General features: G+C 70.5%; 26 protein-coding genes. 11 read left to right on the forward strand and 15 right to left on the reverse strand.

Annotation, left to right across the window (positions count from 1 at the left end; all coding sequences use genetic code 11):
• A partial coding sequence (locus tag ACIBO8_RS35605) for a hypothetical protein (RefSeq protein ID WP_396119923.1) occupies nt 1-1,358 on the forward strand: 1,358 nt, incomplete at its 5' end.
• Between the two features lie 6 nt (nt 1,359-1,364).
• Here ACIBO8_RS35605 and ACIBO8_RS35610 read toward each other — a convergent pair.
• Nucleotides 1,365-2,045 carry a TetR/AcrR family transcriptional regulator gene (locus tag ACIBO8_RS35610; RefSeq protein WP_396119924.1) on the reverse strand — a complete coding sequence of 227 codons (681 nt, stop codon included), beginning with the start codon at nt 2,043-2,045 and terminating at the stop codon, nt 1,365-1,367.
• 81 nt (nt 2,046-2,126) lie between these two features.
• On the opposite strand from ACIBO8_RS35610, the gene ACIBO8_RS35615 reads away from it, so the two are divergent.
• Nucleotides 2,127-2,792 carry a DUF4386 domain-containing protein gene (locus ACIBO8_RS35615; protein ID WP_396119925.1) on the forward strand — a complete coding sequence of 222 codons (666 nt, stop codon included), beginning with the start codon at nt 2,127-2,129 and terminating at the stop codon, nt 2,790-2,792.
• Nucleotides 2,793-2,796: 4 nt separating this feature from the next.
• Here ACIBO8_RS35615 and ACIBO8_RS35620 read toward each other — a convergent pair whose 3' ends face one another.
• Entirely contained in the window at nt 2,797-3,537 is a 741-nt protein-coding gene (locus ACIBO8_RS35620) for a TetR/AcrR family transcriptional regulator (RefSeq protein ID WP_396119926.1), read from the reverse strand.
• 37 nt (nt 3,538-3,574) lie between these two features.
• On the opposite strand from ACIBO8_RS35620, the gene ACIBO8_RS35625 reads away from it, so the two are divergent.
• The gene (locus ACIBO8_RS35625; protein WP_396119927.1) at nt 3,575-4,429 is read left to right on the forward strand and encodes an alpha/beta hydrolase; all 855 of its coding nucleotides are present in this window, start codon (nt 3,575-3,577) and stop codon (nt 4,427-4,429) included.
• Here the strand turns inward: ACIBO8_RS35625 and ACIBO8_RS35630 are convergent, their stop codons facing one another.
• Both ACIBO8_RS35630 and ACIBO8_RS35635 read right to left on the reverse strand, forming a co-directional pair.
• Entirely contained in the window at nt 4,430-5,449 is a 1,020-nt protein-coding gene (locus ACIBO8_RS35630; protein ID WP_396119928.1) for a hypothetical protein, read from the reverse strand.
• Nucleotides 5,443-5,985 carry an RNA polymerase sigma factor gene (locus ACIBO8_RS35635; RefSeq protein ID WP_396119929.1) on the reverse strand — a complete coding sequence of 181 codons (543 nt, stop codon included), beginning with the start codon at nt 5,983-5,985 and terminating at the stop codon, nt 5,443-5,445. Before ACIBO8_RS35635 ends, ACIBO8_RS35630 begins: the two co-directional genes overlap by 7 nt.
• Nucleotides 5,986-6,074: 89 nt before the next feature.
• On the opposite strand from ACIBO8_RS35635, the gene ACIBO8_RS35640 reads away from it, so the two are divergent.
• Nucleotides 6,075-6,434, forward strand: coding sequence for a hypothetical protein (locus ACIBO8_RS35640; protein WP_396119930.1), 360 nt, complete (start codon nt 6,075-6,077; stop codon nt 6,432-6,434).
• 1 nt (nt 6,435) lies between these two features.
• On the opposite strand, the gene ACIBO8_RS35645 is transcribed toward ACIBO8_RS35640, so the two are convergent.
• The 9 genes from ACIBO8_RS35645 to ACIBO8_RS35685 form a co-directional block, all read right to left on the reverse strand.
• A complete protein-coding gene (locus ACIBO8_RS35645) occupies nt 6,436-7,128 on the reverse strand; it encodes a hypothetical protein (protein ID WP_396119931.1) in 693 nt (230 codons plus the stop codon).
• Nucleotides 7,129-7,375: 247 nt separating this feature from the next.
• A complete protein-coding gene (locus tag ACIBO8_RS35650; protein WP_396119932.1) occupies nt 7,376-7,699 on the reverse strand; it encodes a hypothetical protein in 324 nt (107 codons plus the stop codon).
• Nucleotides 7,700-7,728: 29 nt separating this feature from the next.
• Nucleotides 7,729-8,061, reverse strand: coding sequence for a hypothetical protein (locus tag ACIBO8_RS35655; protein ID WP_396119933.1), 333 nt, complete (start codon nt 8,059-8,061; stop codon nt 7,729-7,731).
• Between the two features lie 147 nt (nt 8,062-8,208).
• The gene (locus tag ACIBO8_RS35660) at nt 8,209-9,015 is read right to left on the reverse strand and encodes a hypothetical protein (RefSeq protein WP_396119934.1); all 807 of its coding nucleotides are present in this window, start codon (nt 9,013-9,015) and stop codon (nt 8,209-8,211) included.
• 35 nt (nt 9,016-9,050) lie between these two features.
• Nucleotides 9,051-9,518 carry a hypothetical protein gene (locus tag ACIBO8_RS35665; RefSeq protein WP_396119935.1) on the reverse strand — a complete coding sequence of 156 codons (468 nt, stop codon included), beginning with the start codon at nt 9,516-9,518 and terminating at the stop codon, nt 9,051-9,053.
• Nucleotides 9,519-9,598: 80 nt separating this feature from the next.
• On the reverse strand, nt 9,599-10,093 hold the full coding sequence (locus tag ACIBO8_RS35670; protein WP_396119936.1) for a hypothetical protein: 495 nt from the start codon (nt 10,091-10,093) through the stop codon (nt 9,599-9,601).
• Nucleotides 10,094-10,185: 92 nt separating this feature from the next.
• Entirely contained in the window at nt 10,186-10,674 is a 489-nt protein-coding gene (locus ACIBO8_RS35675; RefSeq protein ID WP_396119937.1) for a hypothetical protein, read from the reverse strand.
• A gap of 841 nt (nt 10,675-11,515) precedes the next feature.
• Entirely contained in the window at nt 11,516-12,382 is an 867-nt protein-coding gene (locus tag ACIBO8_RS35680) for a hypothetical protein (protein WP_396119938.1), read from the reverse strand.
• Between the two features lie 26 nt (nt 12,383-12,408).
• Entirely contained in the window at nt 12,409-13,065 is a 657-nt protein-coding gene (locus tag ACIBO8_RS35685) for a TetR/AcrR family transcriptional regulator (protein ID WP_396119939.1), read from the reverse strand.
• A 173-nt stretch (nt 13,066-13,238) separates the two neighbouring features.
• On the opposite strand from ACIBO8_RS35685, the gene ACIBO8_RS35690 reads away from it, so the two are divergent.
• Genes ACIBO8_RS35690 through ACIBO8_RS35700 form a run of 3 tightly spaced genes read left to right on the forward strand, consistent with a single transcriptional unit; the run spans nt 13,239 to nt 15,495 of the window.
• Entirely contained in the window at nt 13,239-14,222 is a 984-nt protein-coding gene (locus ACIBO8_RS35690) for an NADPH:quinone oxidoreductase family protein (RefSeq protein ID WP_396119940.1), read from the forward strand.
• Between the two features lie 30 nt (nt 14,223-14,252).
• Nucleotides 14,253-15,014 carry a 3-oxoacyl-ACP reductase FabG gene (gene fabG / locus ACIBO8_RS35695; RefSeq protein ID WP_396119941.1) on the forward strand — a complete coding sequence of 254 codons (762 nt, stop codon included), beginning with the start codon at nt 14,253-14,255 and terminating at the stop codon, nt 15,012-15,014.
• A gap of 28 nt (nt 15,015-15,042) precedes the next feature.
• A complete protein-coding gene (locus tag ACIBO8_RS35700) occupies nt 15,043-15,495 on the forward strand; it encodes a MaoC family dehydratase (RefSeq protein WP_396119942.1) in 453 nt (150 codons plus the stop codon).
• 78 nt (nt 15,496-15,573) lie between these two features.
• Here ACIBO8_RS35700 and ACIBO8_RS35705 read toward each other — a convergent pair whose 3' ends face one another.
• Nucleotides 15,574-16,185, reverse strand: coding sequence for a hypothetical protein (locus ACIBO8_RS35705; RefSeq protein WP_396119943.1), 612 nt, complete (start codon nt 16,183-16,185; stop codon nt 15,574-15,576).
• Nucleotides 16,186-16,918: 733 nt separating this feature from the next.
• Here ACIBO8_RS35705 and ACIBO8_RS35710 point away from each other — a divergent pair.
• On the forward strand, nt 16,919-18,526 hold the full coding sequence (locus ACIBO8_RS35710) for a polysaccharide biosynthesis tyrosine autokinase (RefSeq protein ID WP_396119944.1): 1,608 nt from the start codon (nt 16,919-16,921) through the stop codon (nt 18,524-18,526).
• Here the strand turns inward: ACIBO8_RS35710 and ACIBO8_RS35715 are convergent.
• Entirely contained in the window at nt 18,510-19,070 is a 561-nt protein-coding gene (locus tag ACIBO8_RS35715) for a low molecular weight phosphatase family protein (protein WP_396120045.1), read from the reverse strand. The two genes, ACIBO8_RS35710 and ACIBO8_RS35715, sit on opposite strands and share 17 nt — an antisense overlap.
• Before the next feature lie 60 nt (nt 19,071-19,130).
• On the opposite strand from ACIBO8_RS35715, the gene ACIBO8_RS35720 reads away from it, so the two are divergent.
• The 3 genes from ACIBO8_RS35720 to ACIBO8_RS35730 are packed head-to-tail and all read left to right on the forward strand — an operon-like array spanning nt 19,131 to nt 21,530.
• On the forward strand, nt 19,131-20,261 hold the full coding sequence (locus ACIBO8_RS35720) for an aminotransferase class I/II-fold pyridoxal phosphate-dependent enzyme (protein ID WP_396119945.1): 1,131 nt from the start codon (nt 19,131-19,133) through the stop codon (nt 20,259-20,261).
• Entirely contained in the window at nt 20,258-20,896 is a 639-nt protein-coding gene (locus ACIBO8_RS35725; RefSeq protein ID WP_396119946.1) for a sugar transferase, read from the forward strand. The genes ACIBO8_RS35720 and ACIBO8_RS35725 overlap by 4 nt, the downstream gene beginning before the upstream one ends.
• Nucleotides 20,889-21,530 (forward strand): NeuD/PglB/VioB family sugar acetyltransferase, encoded by a 642-nt coding sequence (locus ACIBO8_RS35730; RefSeq protein WP_396119947.1) that lies wholly within the window; start codon nt 20,889-20,891, stop codon nt 21,528-21,530. Before ACIBO8_RS35725 ends, ACIBO8_RS35730 begins: the two co-directional genes overlap by 8 nt.
• Nucleotides 21,531-21,891 lie beyond the last annotated feature (361 nt).

Here is a 21,891-nt window from a genome sequence, read left to right on the forward strand (position 1 = left end):
GGTTATTCGGCGTTGTTGCGTGCGTACCGATCGGGGGCCGGCCGGTGACGCGGGTGCTGGGTATCGAGTTACGCCGTTCCGCGGCGATCGGCACCGCGATCATCGTGCTGCTCGCCGGCGCCGGACTGCTCTACAGCCTGCCGGACCGCTGGGCGGCCGGCTGGATGCCGCTGGCCATGATGCACCGCGAGTATCTGATGCTGTTGTGGCCGGCAGCGCTGGCCGCCGGCGCCTGGCAGGCCCGCCGCGAGCACCGTTCCCATGTGGCCGAGCTGTTCGCCAGCACGGCCAGGCCGCGAGCCCAGCGGATGCTGCCGACGCTCGGCGCGATGGGCATCGCCGTCGGGGGTGCCTACCTGCTGGCGGCGGCGGTGGCCGTTCCGTGGATGGTCGACAGCGTTCACTACCTGCCCGCCGCGTCCCTGGCCGTACTCGCGGTCGGAGCGCTGGCGATGATCGCGGCGGCCTGGCTCGGCCTGGCGGTGGGCCGCCTGCTGCCGTCCCCGCTGACCGCGCCGGCGCTGGCGATCGCGGGCATCGGGCTGATCCAGGTCGTACCCGTTGCGCTCGTGCGCCGGGAATGGCTGGCCCTGATCGTGTCGCCGTCGCACGGCATGGGCCAGTACACCGACTACCAGACGGTTTCCGGCCGGGTCAGCGTCGCGCAGGCCGTCTGGCTGGTCGCCCTCGCGGTGGCCGCCGCCGTGCTCCTGGCGTCCGCGGGCTGGCGGAGCCGGGTGGCGGCGTTGCTGCCGGCGGTGCTCGGGTTCGCCGTGGCCGTGATGATCGTTCCGCGCGGCGAGTTCGTGGCGCACCCGATCGACCGGGTCGCTCAGGAACAGGTGTGCGCCCAGGGCAGTCCCCGCGTGTGCATCAGCCGGATCCACGCCGGACTGCTGCCCGAGATGGTGCCCCCGGCCCGGCAGGCGCTGGCGCTGCTGGGCAAGCTGCCGGATGCGCCGACCACGGTGGAGGAGGACACCTACACGTTCCATCCCGACACGTTCCCGGTGTGGCGGGCGGACACGGTGCGCATCTCCGTACGGGTCGACAAGAGCGGGCACCTCGCCGACCGGGACTGGGTGGTTCCGGAGCTGGTGGGCAGGGCGTTCCGCGGCCCGGACGACTGCGACAACGGCAGTGAGACCGTTTCTCGCGCGGCGGCGGCCTGGCTGATGGGTCGTGAGCCCCGGCCGGACCACGGCATCACGGAAGAGCCCGAGGTCAACGCCAAGGCGGTCACCCTGTGGCAGGGCTTGCGGCGCCTGCCCGAGCGTCAGGCGCTGGCCCGGGTGGCCGCGGTGCACCGCGCCGCTGTGGCCTGTGAGAAGCAGGACGGACTGCTGACCGGCGGGTGAGTGGCGTCAGCCGCGGAGGCGTGCCAGCCCGTCGAGCAGCAGGTCGACGGTGAACTCGAACTCGACCTGGCTGTCGCACCAGCCGAGCATGTCGTCGGCGTCGTGCATCTCCGCCGTGACCATGGCCGTCAAGTGCGGCATCGCCTCCGCCATCGCGGCCAGGTCGGCCTCCGCGGCGCCGTCCTCCATGCTGCCGCCGGCCGAGGCCGGGCTGAACGTCTCCTGCGCGAAGCCGAGCGGCAGGCTGCCGAAGGCGTGCAGCGCCCGGTGCGCCAGGTGGTACGAGAACCCGGCCCCGGCCAGCGTGCCGACGATGCCGTCGTAGTACGCGAAGAGCCCGGCCGGAATGGTGCGCCGGGTGCCCAGCAACGCCGGCGCCCACGGATGCCGCAGCATGACGGCGCGAGCCGCCAGGAACTGCCGCCGCAGCCGCCCCCGCCAGTCCTGTTCGTCGGTGCGGACGTGGCCCGCGGCGCCGGTCAGCTCGGCGACGACGGACTCGGCGAGCCCGTCGAGCAGGGCGTCCTTGCCCGGCAGGTGGTAATAGAGCGACATCGCCTCGACGTGCAGGTCCGCCGCGAGGCGCCGCATGGTGACGGCCCGGATGCCCTCCCGGTCGGCCAGCGAGACCGCCGCGGCCAGCACGCGCTCCCGGCTGAGCGGCTTACGGGACGCCTTCGCCACCATCGATCTCCTTGCGGCCGGATGAGAACCTTACACAGTATGGTTACCTTACGACGTAAGGTCGTGCTCCGGAGGGGACCCGCGATGGATGCTTCGATCCGTACCGCCCGCACGACCGGTCTGCTCTATCTCGGGCTCGCCGTCAGCGGTGCGCTGGGCTTCCTGCTCATCCGGCCGCGCCTGTTCGTGTCCGGCGATGCCGCCGCGACGCTGGCCAATCTGATCGCTCACGAGTCGCTGGCGCGTGCCGGCGTCGCCCTGGAGCTGCTCGTCGTCGTCACCCAGGCGCTGGCCGCGATGTGGTTCTACCGCCTTTTCCGGGACGCGGATCGGCTCGCCGCTTCGAGCATCGCGGCCTTCGGCCTCGTCAACGCCGTCGTGATCCTGGTCAGTGCGGCTCTGCTGGCCACGTCGGTCGAAGTCGCGGCCGGTCCGGCGGCCGGCGCCGCGCCCGCCGTCCAGCTGTTGTATCTGGTCAGCGGCCACCTCTGGGGTGTCGGAGCGCTGTTCTTCGGTCTCTGGCTCATCCCGATGGGCCGGTGCGTGCTGCGCTGCGGCCGGATGCCCCGCGCCCTGGGCTGGACCCTCGTCGGCGGCGGCATCGGATACCTGATCAGCGCCTTCGTCGCCGTCCTCGCGCCGGAGGCCGGTCCGGTCGCCGAGGCCCTGGTCGTTCCGGCGACCGTGGGGGAGCTCTGGATGGTCGGCTATCTGATCTTCCGCGGTCCGGGTCGTCCGCTTCCGGCCTGACGGCTCACCCGGTGGGCGCCGCCAGTGCCCGGGCGAGGATGCCGACGCCGGCGGCCAGCGCGGCACGAGGGCTGTCCTGCCAGTCGGTGGTGACCGGTTCCAGCGAGGTCGACAGGGGATAGCGCCGCGTCAGGTCCGGGATCTGCCGGGCGGTCGCCTGCGCCTGCGCGAGCCACTCGGACTTTCCCTCCTGGCTCATCCGCCGGTAGGCGGCGTCGGTCTCAGCCGTCGCCGCGACGGTCGCGTAGAGCATCGTGACCGCCGGTGGCCGGGCCGGCGCGGGGATGCGCCAGGTGTCCAGGATCCGCAGCAGCCGTTCCATCCAGTCCTGCTCGTTCGGTCCCTGGGTGGCCTGGGCCCAGCGGCGTTCGGTCAGCCAAGGATGGGCCAGGTACACCTCGTAGAGCGCGGACGCCCACGCCTCCAGCGCGTCGGCCAGGCCGGTGGGCGGGTCCTCCCACTCCGGCATGGCGACGGCGTGGTCCTGCATCAGTGCCAGCAGGTGCTCCTTGGTGCCGACGTACGGGTAGAGCGCCATGGGCGTCTTGCCGAACGCCGCCGCGACCGCCCGGGTGGAGACCGCCGCCAGTCCCTCCGCGTCGGCGAGGGCGATGCCCGCGTCCAGGATGTCGTCCAGATCCAGCTGCTGGCGCGGCCCACGACGCGGCGAGGGCAGCGTCGTGCCGCGGTGCCGCCACAACCGGCGCACATGAGCATCGATGTCCTGGTACGCTCGTGTCACCATAGTCCTTACAGTGTAGAGAATTTCTGGAGGGGTTCACATGATCCAGGCCCGGCTCCACGACGATTCCCTGCTGGACGTGACGGTGCAAGGCGACGGCCCGGCGGTGCTCCTGCCGGTGAACACCGCCGTCGTCGAGGGCGAGGCAGCCGAGCAGATGCGCGCCTGGGGCGCCGACCCCGCACTCGGCCACACGCTGGCGGCGCGCCTCGCCGACGCGGGCCTGCGGGTGATCGCCGCCGACTACGAGGGACACCTCGACCTGCACCCCAAGCCGCACACGCTCACGGCCGCGAACGTCGCCGCCGACCTGCTCGCCGTCGCCGACGCGGCAGGCGCCGAGCGGTTCGCCTACTACGGCTACTCGTGGCTCGCGCTGGCCGGGCTCCAGCTCGCCCTGCGTACCGACCGGCTGTGGGCCCTGGCGATGGGTGGCTACCCCGCGCTGGGCGGCCCGTACGCCGAAATGCTCGCCGTGACCCGGACCGCCCACCGCATGGCCCTCGCCGCCCGGGACCGACAGCCCGGACCTGCGGCCGAGCCGACGCCCGGTGACTGGGACAGCGTCGAGTTCACCCGGACGCCGGACCAGACCCAGCAGTACGTGACGCTCTATGAATCCCTCGAGGACTTCGACGACCAGGCGGCGCTGGACCGCCTGGCCGTCCCCCGTCTGGTCTTCGCGGGAGCCAAGGACAACATCACGTACGGCCCGAAGTGGGACGACGCCTACGTCCCGATCGCCGAGCGGGTCGAGGAGCACCGAGCCGAGCTGGTCGCCCGCGGCTGGAGGGTGGAGCTGATCCCGGACGCCGACCACATGAGCGCCATGCAGGTGGGCACCGTCCTGCCGATCCTCGAGCCCTGGCTCACCTCACACCGGCCCGGGCGCTGATCAGTCGGTCCCGGCCGTGTGGCGGACCTCGTAGATCACCGTGTAACGCGTCACCTCGGGTGCCCCGTCGACGCGTACCGAGTCGTAGCTGAGCAGCTCGCCGGTGCGCCGATCGAGAACCACGACGTCCTCGAAGGGCGAATCGCCCTGCCGGTGGGTGAGGGCGACGCCGGGGCGCCCGAGGCGGTCGGCGACCGGGCCGCGCCACCGGAACACGTGATGGTCGGCCAGGATGCGCAGCACCTCGGCCCGGGCGGCACGCGGCAGGCCCTGACGGGTGGACAGCTTGGTGAGCGCGTCGGCCACGGCGTCCGGCCGCTCGGCCTGCAGGGCCCGGGCGAGCGATTGCCGGTCCAACGGTACGGGCGCAGCGAACGTACCGTCGCCGGCCTGCGCCAACTGCTCGCTCACCTGGGGGTTGTCGAAGATGTCCGGCTCCGCCTCGTAGTACCGGCGCGATGCCTCGTTCGGATACTCCGCCGGCAGGGGGGTCGTCACGACGCGGCCGGACAGGTCTGCCCGTACCCAGGTCTTCCACTCGTCGGCGGCAGCCTTGAACAGTCCCTGGTCCTCGACGCCGGCGCCGAAGACGCCCACGGACTTCTGCCTGATGAACGTGTAGGGACCGGTGCTGAGATCGAACGGCGAATCGGCCAGGTGGTTCGCCATCGCCCGCAGGTGGGGTCCGGCATCCTGGCCGGCACCGGGAACCGTGTACGCGATGGGCACGATCACCGCTCCCCGGGTGACCGGGCGGCGCGGTGCGGCATCGTCGTCGGGAAGGGCGACCGTGGCGGCGACCGCGGCGACCGCGGCGGCTGCGGTGGCCAGCCCTACCGCCAGCACCGCCCGGCGACCGGGCCCGGGGCGAGCGGGCCACGGATCGGCCGGCGGGGTCTGCGCGGCGTGCTCGGCATGCCGGATCAACTCGGGGGCGGCCAGCGCAGGGCCGGGAATCGTCACGTCGTTCGCGGGATCGGCGGGGGACATCAGGCTGCGGATACGTCGCTCGGTCAGCATGCGAATTCTCCTCCCGGCGACACGGTCGCCGAGCTGGCAGGGGTAGCGGAGTGCCGAGGGCTCGCGAGCGCGGCGAGCAGCCGGCGGCGGGCCCGGTGCAGCCGTACGGCCGCGGTGGCCCGGCGGCAGTCCAGGACCTGAGCCGCCTCGGCGAGGTCGAGCTGCTCCCAGCCGACCAGACGAAGAATCTCCTGGTCCGCCTCGGTCAGCGTGCTCAGCGCCGCTCGCAGGTCGGTGACCGTGGCCACCAGGTCGGCATCGGAGCCGACGGCCGCCTCGACGTGCTCGGCAGGCACCGGCTGGGCGATGCGCCGATGGTTGGCCAGCAGCCGCCGCGCCACGCCGTACAGCCACGGAAGCACCCGGTCGGGTACGTCCGCGCGGCGGCGCCACGCGACGACGAACACCTCCTGGGCCAGTTCACCGGCCGCGTCCGCGTCCCCCAGCCGCCGCAGTCCATACCGGACCACGGCGGCGTGGTGGGCCGCGTACACGTCGGTGAACCAGGCCTCGCCTCGGTCACCTCGCCCTGTCATGGTCAATCCCCGTCCCTGGTACGACACCTTTCCCTGTCTGTGTCGCTGACGCCGGGATCGTTACACGTCCATGCCGGATAATGTGGCCGGTGAAGGTCAAGCTGAACAAGCGCCAGCTCGTGATCGGCGGCGTGGCCGTGGTCGTCGTGCTCGCCGGCCTGGCGATCGGCCGATCCGCGCAGGACGCCGGGCCCGGCCGGCTCGACGACGGCGCGGCGAAGGCCTGCACGGCGTTCGCCGACGGTTACGGGGACGCCGACACCAAGACGGCCCGGCTGCGGCTGGCCGACGAGGTCAACAAGTTCTCGGCCGGCAGCGACAACGAGCGGATCGCCGACCGGGCAGCCGCGGTGGGCCGCAGCGCGAACGACGCCACGGCGGAGTGGAAGGCGAACGCCGCGGAGTTCACCCGGGCCTGCCGCGAGGCCGGATGGACGGCGGCCCACTGACTCAGCGGTCGGCGGTGCCCCTGATCTGGACCGGCACGGTGAACACCGCGCCACGGCAGGCGGGGTCGGCGTCGGTCGCCATCGACAGCCCGTTGCGTACGGTGAAAGCGGCGACGTTGTTGCGCGTCACGTCCCAGCGGACCTGGAACATCGGCCGGGTGAAGGTGACACCCGGGTTCTGACACCCGTTCTCGCGGTGCTCGTCGTCGGCGATGACCTTGCCCGTGCCCGCCGAGAGCGACGTCACGCTGACGGGGAAGTCGTTGGTGTTCGTCACCGTGACGGTGAGGTCGCCGGTGGTGCCCGGCTGCAGGGGAACGTCGAAGCTGGAACGGCCCCGCAGGTTCATCTCCACGGCGGCGGCGCCCTCCGAGGGCACCGTGACCTTCCAGTACGCCCACATGGCGCCGGCGTTGACCACGAACGCAGCCGCGGCGGCCGCCACCAGGATGCCGCGAGTGCGGTGGTCCATCCGGCGCCGGCGTGGCAGCTCGGTGAACTCCGGTGGGTCCTCGAAGAACTCGGCCTCGGCCACCGGTCCGGGGTCTGCCGGGTATTCCCGGCTCAACACGGCGCGCCTCACGATCCCGTGCTCACCGGGCAGGGCTTCGCGGTCGAGGTGAGCCGCCTGCTGGTCGTACGCATCCGGGGCTTCCTCCCTGGGAGGTGCGGGTGCCGCTGTGTCCACACCCACAGTGCCCCATCCGCCGCGCCGGCGAGATCGGCGTTCCGTCTCGCGTTACGCGCGCATGAACGAGCCATGACGGCCGTGACGGCCTAATTCCCGCGAGGGAGGGCTTCCTGCCGCGCCGATCTCCGGCGGTCCGGCGCGGCCCGGTGAATGCGGCGCTGACCTGCGGGTACGGGCGGCTAACACCGATCGTCATCGTGGGCAAACATGAGCCTGACCGGCATTCATGAACGGCCCCGGACGGTGGCTCTCAGCGGGTGCCGAAGCGGCGGCGCCGGCGGCCGCCCGCCTTCTGGTGCTGCTGCGCCTGGATGCGCCGGCGGGACTGGCCGACGAGGTGGCGGCGTTCGGGGCTTTCCTCGGCCGGCGGGGTGAAGTCACCCGCGGCATTCTGCTCCCGCTTGCGGATCGCCATGTCGAACATGGAGTTCGAGGCCTGGTCGTACCCGTTGCGGTAGGCCTCGTCGCGATCCAGGCCCTGCTTGTACCACTGGTGGATGCGCCCGGCGGCGTATCCGCTGGCGATGACGAAGGCGAGCGCGAACAGCGCTTGGATGATGCTGTTGCCGGGCACCGTCATTGACTGTCTCTGCCTTTCGGGGTTCAGGCTTGGTGATGCAGCAGGCGGGGGGATTCGCGCCGCTCGGCGGCGAGGTCGATCGCGGTACGTTCGGGCAGCTGGTGCAGGGGGACGACCGCGCGGACCTGGCCGGGTGCACTGCTCGGCGCGGCGGCCGGCTTGATGCCGACCGGGTGGTTGCGTACGGCGAGCTGGAACAGCGTGTGCGAGGCCTGGTTGTATCCCTCCCGGTACGCCACGTCGCGATCGAACCCGTGCCGGTACCACTGGTGCACACGCCCCGCCACGTACGCGGTCAAGATGACCATGGCGACGGAGAGCGCGAGCTGGATAGCGATGGAACCGGATGGCGTCATACCTAAAATGTTATTAGTTGTTGCGCGCTAAGTAAGCCAGCTGTAAAGGCAGTGCTGCGGTACGCCAGTCGTCTGGAATTTGTCTGTTTGTTCAGGGTGTTTCGCCGTGACAAGAACAGCCGTTTATGAACTTCGACGTGTATCTAGTCAGGGCATGTCGATAGAGGCGATCGGCACGTCGACCCGAATACCCGTTTGCGTGTCCTGCTCATTTTCCGCATTGCCCGGCGGCGTGTTCTTCGGCGGTTCACCCGCGGACTCCACCGGCGCCGGCGTGGCCGGCTCGGACGTGGTATCCGACTTCGGAGTCTCCACCTCGGGCGGCGCCGGCGGCACGATCACCGGCGCCTGCGCGGACGTGGATACCTCCGGGGCGGGAACCCCGGGCTCGACGGCCGCGCCGTCCCCGTTGACTACCGTCCCGGGCGCCGCGATTCCGCTCGGACCCGGTCCCGGAACGAGGGCACCGCCGGCCGATCCGGGCAGCACGACCACGCCGTCGACGATGATCGGCGCGGCCTCGCCGGGCAGCAGCACGGGCCGGCTCTCCTCGCTGGCCAGGCCTGTCCAATACGAGCCGTAGGCAGCCGCGACCGTGTACGTCACCAGGTATCCGGCCGGCGGATGCCGGTCGACACACCGCGTGCGGCCGGCCGGAACGTCGCACGCCACCTGGGCGACCGGCCCGAGATGGCGGGTCACGACGTAGCGCTGCACCGGCACGTCGGCGGCGATGGCGACCCCGCGCCAGCTGATCCGCGGCCCGCGGACCACCAGCCCGTCGCCGCTGACCAGCGGCTCGCCCGGGGGCATCTCGGCATCCGGCGCCGCCATCCGGGGAATGCTCGCGGCGCGCACGGTGAAGGTCTTGGCCTCGGCCTTGACGTCCCAATTGCCGTACGCGGCGACGCCGGTGCCGATCGTCGCCGCGGTGGCCACACCGATGATCGGCAAACGCCAGGACGTTCCGGTACGGCGGTGACGATGCCTCATCGGGCAGCCACGGCATCGGCGGTCACGGCGACGGTGAAGGTGGCCTCCTGGCACGCGTCCACGACGGAATTCGGCATGTGCAGCGGTACGGCCCCGGCCTGGCGGCTCTCCCGCGCGCCGATCCGCGCCGGCAGCGCACCCGTGTACGGCTCGACCTCGAGGTTGGAGGCGACCGGCGCGCATCCGGGCCGGTCGGTGGCGGTGAGGCGGGCGTGCATCCCGGTGACCAGCAGGGCGACGCGCGACGGGTTGGCCAGCGTCAGCACGAGCCGCCGGCGCGCGCCCGGGTAGAGGTTCTCGACGGCGGTGCCCCGTACCGTGAAAGCGGGGTTCTGATCGTCCGCACCCGCCGCGGTGAGGGTCATCTCCTGATCGCTCGTCGCCGGATCCTTCAGGGCGACGACGAGTCCGGCCGCGCCGACGACGGCCGCCGCAGCGGCCACGGATTTGTGCCACCGGTGCACAGCCTGACTCCTGACATGCTCACGCCGACGTGACAAGGGGATGATCGCGGGCGGCACGTCGGGGACGCCTGCGAGGTGGATCAGGACGCGCTGCTCAGGCCCCGGGCGGTCACCGGGATGGTGAAGGTCGCGCCCTGGCAGGCCGAGTCCGAGCTGTTGGTCATCCGCAGGCCGCCGGGAACGGTGAAGACACCGATGGTGTTCTTCGGCACCTCCCACGACACGGCCAGCACGTCTCCGCTAACGACCACGCCGGTCTCCAGGCAACCGGCATCGCGGTGCTCCGAGTCGGCCGTCACCCGGCCCGTGCCGGGACTGATCGAGGTGATCTTCACCGGGAAGGCGTTCTGGTTAGTCACCGTCACGGTCAGCCCGGCCGTACCTCCGGGGTACAGCGGCTCGCCGTCGTCGGAGCGACCCTGCAGCTTCAGCTCCACCGCGGACCCGGCGACGGCGACTCCGGTGCCGGCACCGCCGAGCTTCCAGTACGCCCAGGCAGCACCAGCGTTGACGATCACGGCGGCAGCGGCGGCGACGCTGAGGATCGCCTTGCCGCGACGGTCGAGCTTACGCATGCCCATCCTTTTCGGTCTCGGGTCGCCGGGCTTCCGTCTCGGGTCGTCGGCGGACGGCGGAGACGCCTTCCGCTGCGCCCCCACCGTCGTCATCAGGACGCCGCGCTCTGGGCGTCGAGGTGGACGTTGAACGTGAACGGCGCACCCTGGCAGGCATCCGCCGGGTCGGCGACCATCCGCAGCGGACCGCTCCAGGCGATCTGCGCGGTGGCCGGCTTGTCCTCGCTGCCCGCCGGCACCGTCGCCTTCGCCGGCAGGGCGGCGTCGTCGACGATCTCCACGTTGGCGGGCGCGTCGCACCCGGCCTGCGGCGAGTCCAGCCGCGTGAGGTCGATGTTCGTGATCCGTACGGGGAACGCGTTGCGGTTCTCCACCGTGAGCAGCACCGTCGTGGCGTTGCCCGGGGTGAGCCCCCCGGCCAGCCCGGCGCTGGTCACCTTGAGATCCACCACCGAACCGGCCTTGGCCTCGGCGGTGCCGGAGCCGGTGAGACTCCAGGCGGCCCATGCGGCGCCGGCCGCGCCGACCGCGACGATGCTGGTGACGGCCACCGTGGCGGACCGTCGGCTGAGCTTGCGCATACGCGCGTTCCTCCTGCGAAACGTCGAAGGTGGCTCCGGCCGCCGGGACACGGCCGGAGCCACAGGGAATGAAATGCGAACGCCCCGCCGGTGGAGGCGGAAAGGGGCGCGGCACAACATTCCCGGACCAAGGGCAGAAACGTGATCGGATATCCGTGCGTCATTACCACCGGATGAAATCCCGCTTCCGCGCTTACCGGTTTAACCCGTCCGGGGGACGGCGACGCCCGCGATGCATCGATCATCGATGCGCCAACGCTGTCGTTCCGCTCCGAAATAATTGTTAACCAGCAACAACATGCGACTACCACCTCCCCGCCCACGGTCCAAATCGGCATCGGTCACACTCCTGAGGGATCCCCGCCGCCGGGCGGGGCGGCAAGGATCCCAGGCACCACCGGCATGCGAACCGGCGGAACCACATCGCCGGGCCGTCCCCAGGGGGCAATCCAAGACGGCCCGGCGATGAGCTCACTCGTGGCATCCGTGGCGCGGGCCCCCGGCGTCTTCTCTGGCCACCGAGGACCCGCCTGATCCGCGTACGCGCCACGACACGGTCCGCGGATCCCTTACATCACCTGCCGGGTTCGTAAGACAGCAGGCATTCCTGGCCGGCCCTCCGGGGGAGCGCTGTTGCATGGCGCATCTGCCTCGCATCCCCGGTGCCGGTCGATCCAGTTTGGGGAGACGCCGTCACTTCGCAGGTAGGACGGCGTCTCGTAGAGGAAAACGCTACGGCGGCGTCCTCGGAGATCAGGCATCCGTTCGGGGATTTCGCGGTTTTGATCATTACGCAGCGACCGACCGGATTAGCCCATTTGGGTGAGTATGCGTCCACCCGCTACGGGCGGACCGGGCGGATCCACGGGTCGAGGATCAGGTGGTCGAGGCCGATCGCGGCGAGCTTGTCGTACAGCGGCTGCGTCAGCTGGACCATGGCGACCCGTATCTTGCCGTCCTCCGGAGTGGCCGTGTAGATGCTGTCGTCCGTCAGCGCCGAGAGCGCCGCGCCGGTGGTGGCCTGCAGCTCCGCGTCATCGGCGATGCTGTGCTTGCCCGGCGCGGCGATCACACAGAGGTTCTCGCTGTAGATCGCGGTCAGCGCTTTCCGGGCCTGGGCCACGTCGCCGCGCACCACTTCGGCCACCAGGATGCGGGCGTTTCCGCTGTGCGTCGCGAACGGCTCCGCGAACTGGTCGGGGTGTGCGCGCAGGTAGTCGTCGACCGGTTGGTCGAGGCCCGAGGTGAGCCAGGCCTCGCTCACCGACCAGCCGCCGGCCGGCGCCGGGCACGGCGGAGCGTCGGGCAGGTAGGGGCCCGGCCCCATCACGCCGGCTGACGGGGGTGCGTACGGCAGCCGCTCGATGTCGGACAACCGGTTCGGATGCCACCGGCCGCGCAGCGTCGCGCCGTGGGTGGGCTTGATCCCGGGCGCCCGGATGCCGAACTGGCACGGACGATCGACGGCCGGAACCGGGGCCGGTGAGCACAGCCGCGCAGCCTCGACGGGACCGCTCGCCTCGACCAGATCGCCGTCGCGGACGATCAGCCCGGCCGGCCCTGCGGGAACGATCGCCGGTATCGGTGCCGGCTCGGGTGCGGGCCGGTGAGTGGTGAACGCCAGCGCCCCTGCGGCGAGGATCGAGGCCGCCGCCGCCGCGCCGACCGCCGACTGCCAGGTCTTCTGCCAGCTCAGGAGTCCGCGCACCGGTCAGACGGTAGGCGCTGATCGATTCACCCGGCGTCCCCTGAGCCAGCCGACCACATCTCCGAACGGAGGAGGTCGGCGGCCGGTCGGGTGGCGCCGAGCATGCGCAGGGCCATCTCGGCGTAGCGGTCGCCGATCTCTTCCGGGGTCCAGCGTCCTTCGTCGCGGTACCAGCGGGCGATGTCCATGCTGAGCGACAGCAGCGCGGTCGTGGCCATCTTCGGGTCGGGGGTGTCGAAGACGCCGACGGCGACGCCGCGCTCGATGACGCTCAGGACCTCGGCGGTGGTCTCGCGACGGATCGCGCGGATCTCCGCGAAGTGCTCGGGGGTGAGCGCCTCGAGCTGGCTGTTGATGACGGCGGCCATGGTGTGGTCGCGGGCGTGGTTCACCGCGAGGCTGTGCACCATCTCGTGCAGCTGCGTCACCGGGTCGTCGGAGCGGGCGGCGCAGGCCCGGAGCGCCGACAGCACGGCCCGGTTGCCGGTGACCGCGATGAGGTAGAGCAGTTCTTCCTTGGACTTGTGGTGGATGTACAGGGCGGCGGGGCTCATCCCCGCGGCGGCGGCGATGTCGCGGGTCGTCGTGGCGTGGTAGCCCTTGGCCGCGAAGGCCGTCACCGCTGCCGTCAGGAGGCGGGCGCGGGTGTTGTCGGCACGGGACAGGTCCGACGCCGGGGTCATCGCTCTCCTCCTGCTCAGTGCGCCTGCTGTTGACGTCGATCACCCTACAGCGGATACTGACCCGCCAGTAAGCAAGCGCTTAGTCAGCGCAGGAATGTCACCGGAACGGGCCTGGCGGCCCGGTGCTGGGCGAGCGGGATCCAGCGGCGGCTGGAGGAGCGGAGGAGCGGCCGATGAAGGCATGGCGCGTGGAGAAGCTCGGTGAGCCCCGGGACGCACTGGTCCTGCACGACGTGCCCGATCCGGAGCCGGGCCCGGGGCAGCTGGTCGTCCGCGTCCTTGCCTCTCCGGTGAACTTCCCCGACGTGCTGATGTGCCGCGGCGAGTACCAGGTGCGGCCCGAGCTGCCGTTCACCCCCGGCGTGGAGGTGTGCGGAGAGGTTGTCGCGCTCGGCGAAGGGGTCACCGGGTTCGCCGTGGGGGACCGGGTTCTGGGCGGTGCCGTTCTTCCGTACGGGGGGTTCGCGGAGCGGGCGCTCATGGATGCCGCCACCACGTTCCCGGCGCCACCGGAGCTCGATGACGCCCAGGCGGCGTCGCTGCACATCGGGTACCAGACCGGCTGGTTCGGGCTGCACCGGCGGGCGGGGCTGCGCGCCGGGGAGACCCTGCTCGTCAACGCCGCGGCGGGCGGGGTGGGCAGCGCCGCGATCCAGCTCGGTAAGGCGGCCGGCGCTCGCGTCATCGGCGTGGTGGGCAGTGCCGCCAAGGCCGAGGTCGCCCGCGAGCTCGGTGCCGACGTGGTGGTGGACCGCCGGGAGCAGGACTTCGTGGCCGTCGTCAAGGCGGAGACCGGCGGCCGGGGTGCCGACGTCATCTACGACCCGGTCGGCGGGGACGTCTACCAGCGCTCGACCAAGTGCGTGGCCTTCGAGGGGCGGATCGTCGTCGTCGGCTTCGCCGGCGGGCAGATCCAGTCCGCGGCGCTGAACCACGCGCTGGTGAAGAACTACTCGATCGTGGGCCTGCACTGGGGCCTCTACAACACATACGCCCCCGAGGCAGTCGCCGCCTGCCACCGTGAGCTGTGTGAGCTCGCCGCGCGCGGTGCGGTGCGCCCGCTGGTCAGCGAGCGGCTCCCCCTCGAGGAGATGGCGGCGGCGGTGCAACGGGTCGCCGACGGTGTGACCGTCGGCCGCGTGGCGTACGCCGCCTGACCCCCGACCCCCAACGACAGGAGAACTGACATGAGCGGTACCAACGGGCGCATCGCCGTCGTGACCGGCGCGGCGCGGGGCATCGGCGCTGCCGTGGCCCGGCGGCTCGGCACGGACGGCTTCGCGGTCGCCGTGCTGGACCTCGACGAGGACGCCTGCGCACCCGTCGTACGCGACATCACCGAGGGCGGCGGCCGGGCGCTGGCGGTCGGGGTCGACGTGGCCGACGAGAAGGCCGTCAAGGACGCCGTCGCGCGGGTGGCCGAGGAGCTGGGCCCGCCGACCACGCTCGTCAACAACGCCGGGATCCTGCGCGACAACCTGCTGTTCAAGATGAGCGTGGACGAGTGGGACTCGGTGATGGACGTGCACCTGCGCGGCTCGTTCCTGATGAGCCGGGCGGTCCAGCGGTTCATGACCGAGGCGAAGTGGGGGCGGATCGTCAGCCTGTCCAGCACGTCGGCGCTGGGCAACCGCGGCCAGGCGAACTACGCCGCGGCCAAGGCGGGCCTGCAGGGCTTCACGAAGACCCTCGCGATCGAGCTCGGCAAGTTCGGCGTCACGGCGAACGCCGTCGCCCCGGGGTTCATCGAGACCGACATGACGGCGGCGACCGCCGCGCGGATGGGCGTGGACTTCGAGGACCTCAAGAAGGCCGCCGTCACGCAGATTCCGGTCGGCCGCACCGGCACGCCGGACGACGTCGCGCACGCCGTGTCGTTCCTGGTCAGCGAGGAGGCCGGCTTCGTCTCCGGCCAGGTCCTGTACGTCGCCGGTGGCCCGCGCGGCTGATCCGCCGTACCGAAAGGGAGCTTGACTGATGAAGGTCTTTCACGGCGTGGAGGAGCTCGAGAAGGCCGTGGGCACGCACCTCGGCCACTCCGGCTGGCACACGGTGACGCAGCGGCAGATCGACCTGTTCGCCGAGGCCACCGGGGATCACCAGTGGATCCACGTCGACCCGGAGAAGGCGGCCCAGGGCCCGTTCGGCAGCACCGTCGCCCACGGCTATCTCACCCTGTCGCTGATCCCGATGCTCATGTCGGAGATCTACGCGGTCGAGGGGATCCGCATGGGCGTCAACTACGGCGTCAACAAGGTGCGTTTCCCCGCCCCCGTCCCGGTGGACTCGCGGCTGCGGGCGGGCGTGGAACTGGTGTCGTTCACCACCGGAGCCGCCGGCTACCAGATGGTCGCGCGGGTGGCGATCGAGCGCGAGGGCGGCGACAAGCCGGTCTGCGTCGCCGAGACCGTCGCCGTGCTCGCGCCCTGACGACCGGAGCGCGGCACGACGCCGGCCCGCACCCCGAGAGCGGGAGGTGCGGGCCGGCTGCCGTTGGTCCGTCGGTGCTTAGTTCTGCTTGCGCCGGCGGATGGTACGGCGGGTGACGACCGTGCTGCCGGCCAGGGCGAGGACGCCCAGACCCGCGATCGCCAGCCAGGTGTTGTTGGACGGCGCCGGGGTGGTGGTCGCCGAGACCGGGGTTCCGGCCAGGCCGGGGGTGCCGCCGACCGTGTAGGAGGCGCGCCGGATGTTCCAGCCGCCGCCCTTCCTCTTGTCGATCACGTAGACCGCGGCGGAGGCGCTCTTACGAGACGTCTTCCCCTTGGCCGTGATGATCAGGATGCCGGGCGCGAACGCCTTCACGGTGTACGTGAAGCCGCCGTTGCCGTTCGCACGGATGTAGGCCGTCTTCACGGTCCTCCAGCGGTGCGAGCCCTTCTTGCGGAAGGAGACGGTGATGATCACCTTCTCCTTCTTGGCGTACTTACGGCCGGTGGCCCGCACGGTCACGCCGTACTTGACCACACCCTTGTTGACCACCAGGGACGGCGGCGGCGGAGGGTAGTGACCGTGGTTCGTGGCCGACGCCGCGGTGGCGGTGAAGGCCGTGAGCCCCATGGTCATCGCCAGGGCAGCGATGATCGAGGTGAGAAACGCGATAGCCCGATTGCGGCTCATTGCTGCCTCTTCCAGAAGTGTGATTTGCCCTCGACGTTCAACGGGCTGTGCCCGTAGTCGTTGCGACTTCGGATGCACCGGGACCCCATGGGGTGACGGCGGACCGGAAGCGGTCCGGTGTCGGCTCCCTGCTCGATCCGGGCGGCGGGCTGACGGTGATCACACCGACGACCCGGTCTCGTCCGAGTCCGGTGCCGGCCCCACCTCCTCGCCGTCGGGCGCGGCCCCCACCGTCCCGCCGGGGGTGGGGCTGAAGATCTGGGCGCGATTCCCGCCGTAATCGCGGATCGCCGAACCATTCGGGCGTCCCCGAAAGTGGGCGTGAGGCATTGCCGTCCGACGATCATCGGATATCGTGCGGCCCACCTCGCCGAGCCGGGGCCGAAGGGGCCTCATCGGCGGCTTCCACCATCGGTGCCCAGCGATGTTCCCGCGGCCGCGCAGGAGCCGGCCGGCCAGCGCCGCGACGGCTCTGACCTGCTCTTTCGTGGTCTCGGTGCGGACACCGCGAAATTCATGCGCCCTCTTATGGGTGAATCTCGGAAATCGTCGGAGTTTCTACTCGGCGAACCATCATCGGAAGCGCTATGCGCCGTTATCCGTGATGAGCCCTGGTTGCTCACGCGGGCTCGTACGGGACAACGCGCAACCGATGACCGAATACATGCGCAGTTCGGGCCGATGACGGTGCCCGAATGGCGGATACCGGGACACGAAAAGAGGAGGCAACTGCATGGACCTGCGCGATTACCTGCGCGCCGTTCGGAAGCGATGGTGGCTGGTCGCAGGAGCAATCGCGGTGTCGGTCGGCGTGGCGGTCGCCGTCACCCTCCTCACCCCACCGAAGTACGCCGCATCGGTCACGTTCTTCGTGAGCACCCGCGGCACCGAGGTGACGCAGGCATTCCAGGGCGGTCAGTTCGCCCAGCAGCGGGTCAAGTCCTACGTGGATGTGATGACCAGCAACCGGCTGGCCCAGTCGATCGCGGTCGAGGAATCCGCCGGCCTGACCGCCGAGGAGATCCAGGAAGAGATCACCGCCCAGGTGGTGCCGGACACCGTGCTGGTCCAGGCCACCGTGACGGACACCGATAGAGCCCGCGCCCTGCGCCTCGCACAGCGCCTGGCCGTGCAATTCCCCGAGCTGATCAGCAAGCTGGAGACGCCCCCGGGGTCCAAGTCGCCGACGGTGGGCGTACAGATCATCGCGGAGCCGAAGCTGGCAGATGCGCCTGTGTCACCGCAGCCCGTACGAAATGTGGGTCTGGCCGTTGCCCTTGGTCTGATCATCGGGGTGGGGGCCGCGGCCCTGCGCGAATCCCTGGACAGCACCATCCGTACGCCGGAGGCGCTGCACAACGCGGCGTCGGCACCGGTGCTCAGCGCCATCCCGTTCGACCGCAAGGCGGAGAAGTCGCCGCTGATCACCGAGGGTAGCGCGCAGTCGACCCGGGCCGAGGCGATGCGCCAGCTGCGGACGAACCTGCAGTTCGTCAACGTGGACCGGCCGTTGCGAAGCCTGGTGGTGAGCAGCGCGCTGCCGGGCGAGGGCAAGTCCACGACCGTCTGCAACCTCGGCATCGCCTTCGCCGAGGCCGGCAAGCGGGTCATCATCATCGACGCCGACCTGCGGCGGCCGCGCATCGCCGAATACCTCGGACTCGAGGGAGCGGTCGGGCTGACCAACGTGCTGGCCGGGCAGGCGAACGTCCGCGACGTCGTGCAGTCATGGGGCAAGAGCGGGCTGTGGGTGCTGCCCAGCGGCTACATCCCACCGAATCCCAGCGAGCTGCTCGGATCCGGGAACATGGCAGACCTGCTGGCCGCCCTCGGGGCGGCCTTCGACGTCATCATCATCGACACCCCGCCGCTGCTGCCGGTGACGGACGCGGCGGTCATGTCCACGATCGCTGACGGGTGCCTGCTGGTTTCCCGGCACGCGAAGACGACGGTTTCCCAGGCCCAGACGGCCGCTGCCGCTCTCGCCAAGGTGAGCGGGAAGCTGCACGGCTGCGTGCTGAACATGACGCCGGCGAAGAGTGCGGGGTCGTACGCGTACTACAGCTACACGACCGAGAACGGTGAGTCGGCGCCGTCGGAGCCGGTCGCGCCGCTGCGGCCGCGTTCGTCGGACATGCCGAGTGCGGGACCGCTGGCGAGTTCGCCGTTCCGGACGGAGTACACGCCGACGGTTGCCCGCACGGAGCAGCGGCCGTCGCGCCGGTCGCGGCTCGCGGACGTGGTCGATACGCCGACCACGGACCTGAGCATCTACCGCAAGGACGACGAGGGGCGGTACTCGGGTTCGGCGTCCGTGCAGGGCGCTAAGCGGCCGCGATGACGCCCACCACCGCTCGCAGCGATCGCCAGACGTCCTCGGCGCAGACCCGGAAGGCCTCGATCGGCTGGTTGACCGGGTCCGGCAGGTCGTCCTCCGCCGCCGGCACCGGGGGCACCCGGTGCCGGCCGGCGTTGACCTCGTCGACCAGGCGCCGCATCCGGTCCGCCACGGAGCCGTGGCGGATCGGCGGGGCGAGGGCGGCGAAGCGGGCGAACTGGCGGAGCGTGAAGGTCCGGCGAACCGCTCCTGGTTCGAGCATCAGGCAGGCCGAGCGTTGGTCGGCTGTGGCGGTCAGGACCAGGTCGGACTCTCGCATGATCGCCGGGTTGACCGTGCGGCTGACGAAGCCGTCGGGGTCGACGCCGCATTCGGCCAGGACCTCGGCGCTGCCTCGGTGCATGGGGGAGCCGTCGTATGCGCGGGTTCCCGCGCTGGCCGTGACGATCCCCGCCGCCTCCGGCCCGAACGCGTCGTCGAAAGCGCGTCGTGCGAGCCGTTCCGCCAAAGGTGAGCGGCACAGATTCGCATGACACACGAAAAGCATTCTGAATCGATGGTCAGTCACTGACTTCCTTCCTCCGGCCCCCCGAAAGGATGCACCACGATGACCGGACGAATTCTGCTGTCCGCCCCCGACGTAGGCGAGCTCGAGGAGACCTACGTCGTCGAGGCGCTCCGCTCCGGCTGGGTCGCGCCGGCCGGCCCGGCGGTCGACGCCTTCGAGCGGGAGGTCGCCGAACGGGCCGGCGTGGCCCACGCCGTCGCGGTCAGCTCGGGCACGGCGGGCCTCCATCTCGCTCTCCTTGCCTCCGGCGTCGGTGCAGGTCAGAACGTCATCGTGCCTACGCTGACGTTCGCTGCGACCGCCAACGCGGTCGCCTACACGGGGGCGGAGCCGGTCTTCGTCGACTGCGATCCGCGGACCGGCAACATCGATCCGCTGCTGCTCGCCGAGGCCCTGCACGAGCTGCGAGCGGAGGGCCGCATCGTCGGTGCGGTCATGCCGGTCGACCTGTTCGGCACGTGCGCCGACTACGACGAACTAATCCCTTTGTGTGACGAGTACGGCACATCCCTGATCGAGGACGCGGCCGAATCGCTCGGCTCCTCCTACAGGGGTCGACCGGCCGGCTCATTCGGCGTCGCAGGCGTGATTTCGTTCAACGGCAACAAGATAATGACTACGTCCGGCGGCGGAATGCTGCTGTCGGACAGCCGCGCTCTGGTCGAGCGTTGCCGGCACCTGTCCACCCAGGCCAGGCAGCCGGTGCCGTACTACCAGCACGAGGAGATCGGCTACAACTACCGGCTCAGCAACCTGCTCGCTGCTCTCGGGCGCGCTCAGCTGAGCCGGCTGGACGAGATGATCGGCAAGCGCCGTGCGATGCGCGACGCGTACGCCAAAGTCTTCGCCAGCACCGACGGTGTCGAGCTGCTGGGCGCGGACGACGGCGCCAACTGCTGGCTCACCAGCATCATCGTCGACCCGGCCCGCGCCGGGTGGCGGGCCTCGGACCTTGCAGCCCACCTGGCGGCGCAGAACATCGAGACCCGGCCGGTCTTCAAGCCGATGCACCTTCAGCCCGTGTTCGCCGGTGCGCGGTCCTTCCTGTCCGGAGCCGCTGAGCGGCTCTTCGAGCAGGGTCTGACGCTGCCCAGCGGATCGGTCCTGACCGAGCCGGACAGGCAGCGAATTCTCGAAGCGACCGTGGAGTTCCTGGGGAGGAACCGATGATCGACCGTGTACGCCTGCACGCCTGCATCCAACGGACCGTGGACATCCTCGTCTCGGTCGTCATGCTGACGCTGACCGCGCCGCTGATGCTGGGCGTCGCCGTTCTGGTCGCCTGGCGGCTCGGTACGCCGGTCTTCTTCCGGCAGGCGCGGCCGGGATTGCACGGGCGGGTCTTCACGATGATCAAGTTCCGCACCATGCGAGATGTCGACCCGTCCCGCGGGCTCATCAGCGACGCGGACCGGATGACCCGGCTGGGGCGGATTCTGCGGGCCACGAGCGTGGACGAGCTGCCGACGTTCATCAACATTCTCAAGGGCGACATGAGCCTGGTCGGGCCGCGGCCGCTGCTGGTGCGGTATCTCGATCTGTACACGCCGACGCAGGCCCGGCGGCATGAGGTGCGGCCGGGGCTGACGGGACTGGCGCAGGTGCGCGGGCGGAACTCCCTGTCGTGGGAGGAGAAGTTCGACCTGGACGTCTGGTACGTCGACCACCGGACGCTGCGGCTGAACCTGCGGATCATGGTGGAGACCTTCACGACCGTGCTGCGGCGTGAGGGGATTGCGGCGGAGGGTCAGGTCACCATGCCGGAGTTCAAGGGAAGCCGGGCGCGCGGTGTCGCACGTGTCTGAGCCGCTCGTCATCGTGGGATGCGGCGGCCACGGACGCGAGGTGTACGGCGTCGTGCATGCCATCAACGAGGCGTACGGGGAACCGTGGAAGGTTCTCGGTTTCGTGGATGACGCACCCAGCGATGTCAATCTCGGGCGGCTCTCGCTTTTGGGCGCTCCGTTCCTGGGAGCCCTAGCGGAGCTCGCGGGAATGGGCGATGAGGTTCGGTACGTCATCGGGATCGGGGATCCGCGGGTGCGGGCCAAGGTCGCTGCGAAGATCGGGCGTGCGCGTACCGCGGCTGCGCCGCTGATCCACCCGGATGCGAGTGTCGGGCTCGGGAACGAGTTCGGCAATGGGGTCGTGTTGCTGGCGGGCGCTCGCGTGACGACCAACGTGACGCTTGGCCGGCATGTGCATGTGAATCAGAACGCCACGGTGGGGCATGACAGCGTGCTGGACGACTTCGTCCAGGTGAATCCGCTGGCTGCGGTGTCCGGAGACTGTCGGCTGGGTGAGCGGGCCCTGGTCGGGACGACGGCTGCGATCCTTCAGGGCTTGAGCGTGGGCGCGGGTGCAACCGTCGGCGCAGGCGCCTGTGTTGTTCGGCCGGTGCCGAGCGACACGATCGTCAAGGGAGTTCCAGCCCGGTAGCCACACTTTCTACCGTCGTCCCCGCGCAAGCGAGAGGGGCGAGATCCGATACCGCCTCATGACGATGGCCGGCTCCGTTGGGGGCCGGCCATCGCTGTTTGCTCTCGCCGCACCACATGCATTCCCGAATGGACGGCCGGCATCGCTTCACGAAGCGGTCGGGCGAACATCCGATGAAGTGCATTGTCCATTTCACCCCGTTATGTCAACCGAAAGTACCGATCTGGTCGTCAGGTGGAGTGAGGCACGGGAAGCCTCGTGTCCTCACCTGATCATGGGCGTTAGGCCGGGTGCTCGCGGCCTCGGTGAAATCCTTCGGATGGTGCCCGATGCCGTACTGATGTGCGGAGGGCAGTAATCG

The organism is Actinoplanes sp. NPDC049681, from assembly GCF_044465265.1.
Taxonomy (GTDB): Bacteria; Actinomycetota; Actinomycetes; order Mycobacteriales; family Micromonosporaceae; genus Actinoplanes.

Coding starts and splice junctions, on each gene's coding strand:
- ACIBO8_RS35610 (WP_396119924.1), bottom strand. CDS start 2,045: ATGGTGGCGAAGGCGTCCCGTAAGCCGCTCAGCCGGGAGCGCGTGCTG.
- ACIBO8_RS35615 (WP_396119925.1), top strand. CDS start 2,127: ATGGATGCTTCGATCCGTACCGCCCGCACGACCGGTCTGCTCTATCTC.
- ACIBO8_RS35620 (WP_396119926.1), bottom strand. CDS start 3,537: ATGGTGACACGAGCGTACCAGGACATCGATGCTCATGTGCGCCGGTTG.
- ACIBO8_RS35625 (WP_396119927.1), top strand. CDS start 3,575: ATGATCCAGGCCCGGCTCCACGACGATTCCCTGCTGGACGTGACGGTG.
- ACIBO8_RS35630 (WP_396119928.1), bottom strand. CDS start 5,449: ATGCTGACCGAGCGACGTATCCGCAGCCTGATGTCCCCCGCCGATCCC.
- ACIBO8_RS35635 (WP_396119929.1), bottom strand. CDS start 5,985: ATGACAGGGCGAGGTGACCGAGGCGAGGCCTGGTTCACCGACGTGTAC.
- ACIBO8_RS35655 (WP_396119933.1), bottom strand. CDS start 8,061: ATGACGCCATCCGGTTCCATCGCTATCCAGCTCGCGCTCTCCGTCGCC.
- ACIBO8_RS35670 (WP_396119936.1), bottom strand. CDS start 10,093: ATGCGTAAGCTCGACCGTCGCGGCAAGGCGATCCTCAGCGTCGCCGCC.
- ACIBO8_RS35675 (WP_396119937.1), bottom strand. CDS start 10,674: ATGCGCAAGCTCAGCCGACGGTCCGCCACGGTGGCCGTCACCAGCATC.
- ACIBO8_RS35685 (WP_396119939.1), bottom strand. CDS start 13,065: ATGACCCCGGCGTCGGACCTGTCCCGTGCCGACAACACCCGCGCCCGC.
- ACIBO8_RS35690 (WP_396119940.1), top strand. CDS start 13,239: ATGAAGGCATGGCGCGTGGAGAAGCTCGGTGAGCCCCGGGACGCACTG.
- fabG (WP_396119941.1), top strand. CDS start 14,253: ATGAGCGGTACCAACGGGCGCATCGCCGTCGTGACCGGCGCGGCGCGG.
- ACIBO8_RS35700 (WP_396119942.1), top strand. CDS start 15,043: ATGAAGGTCTTTCACGGCGTGGAGGAGCTCGAGAAGGCCGTGGGCACG.
- ACIBO8_RS35705 (WP_396119943.1), bottom strand. CDS start 16,185: ATGAGCCGCAATCGGGCTATCGCGTTTCTCACCTCGATCATCGCTGCC.
- ACIBO8_RS35710 (WP_396119944.1), top strand. CDS start 16,919: ATGGACCTGCGCGATTACCTGCGCGCCGTTCGGAAGCGATGGTGGCTG.
- ACIBO8_RS35715 (WP_396120045.1), bottom strand. CDS start 19,070: ATGCTTTTCGTGTGTCATGCGAATCTGTGCCGCTCACCTTTGGCGGAA.
- ACIBO8_RS35720 (WP_396119945.1), top strand. CDS start 19,131: ATGACCGGACGAATTCTGCTGTCCGCCCCCGACGTAGGCGAGCTCGAG.
- ACIBO8_RS35725 (WP_396119946.1), top strand. CDS start 20,258: ATGATCGACCGTGTACGCCTGCACGCCTGCATCCAACGGACCGTGGAC.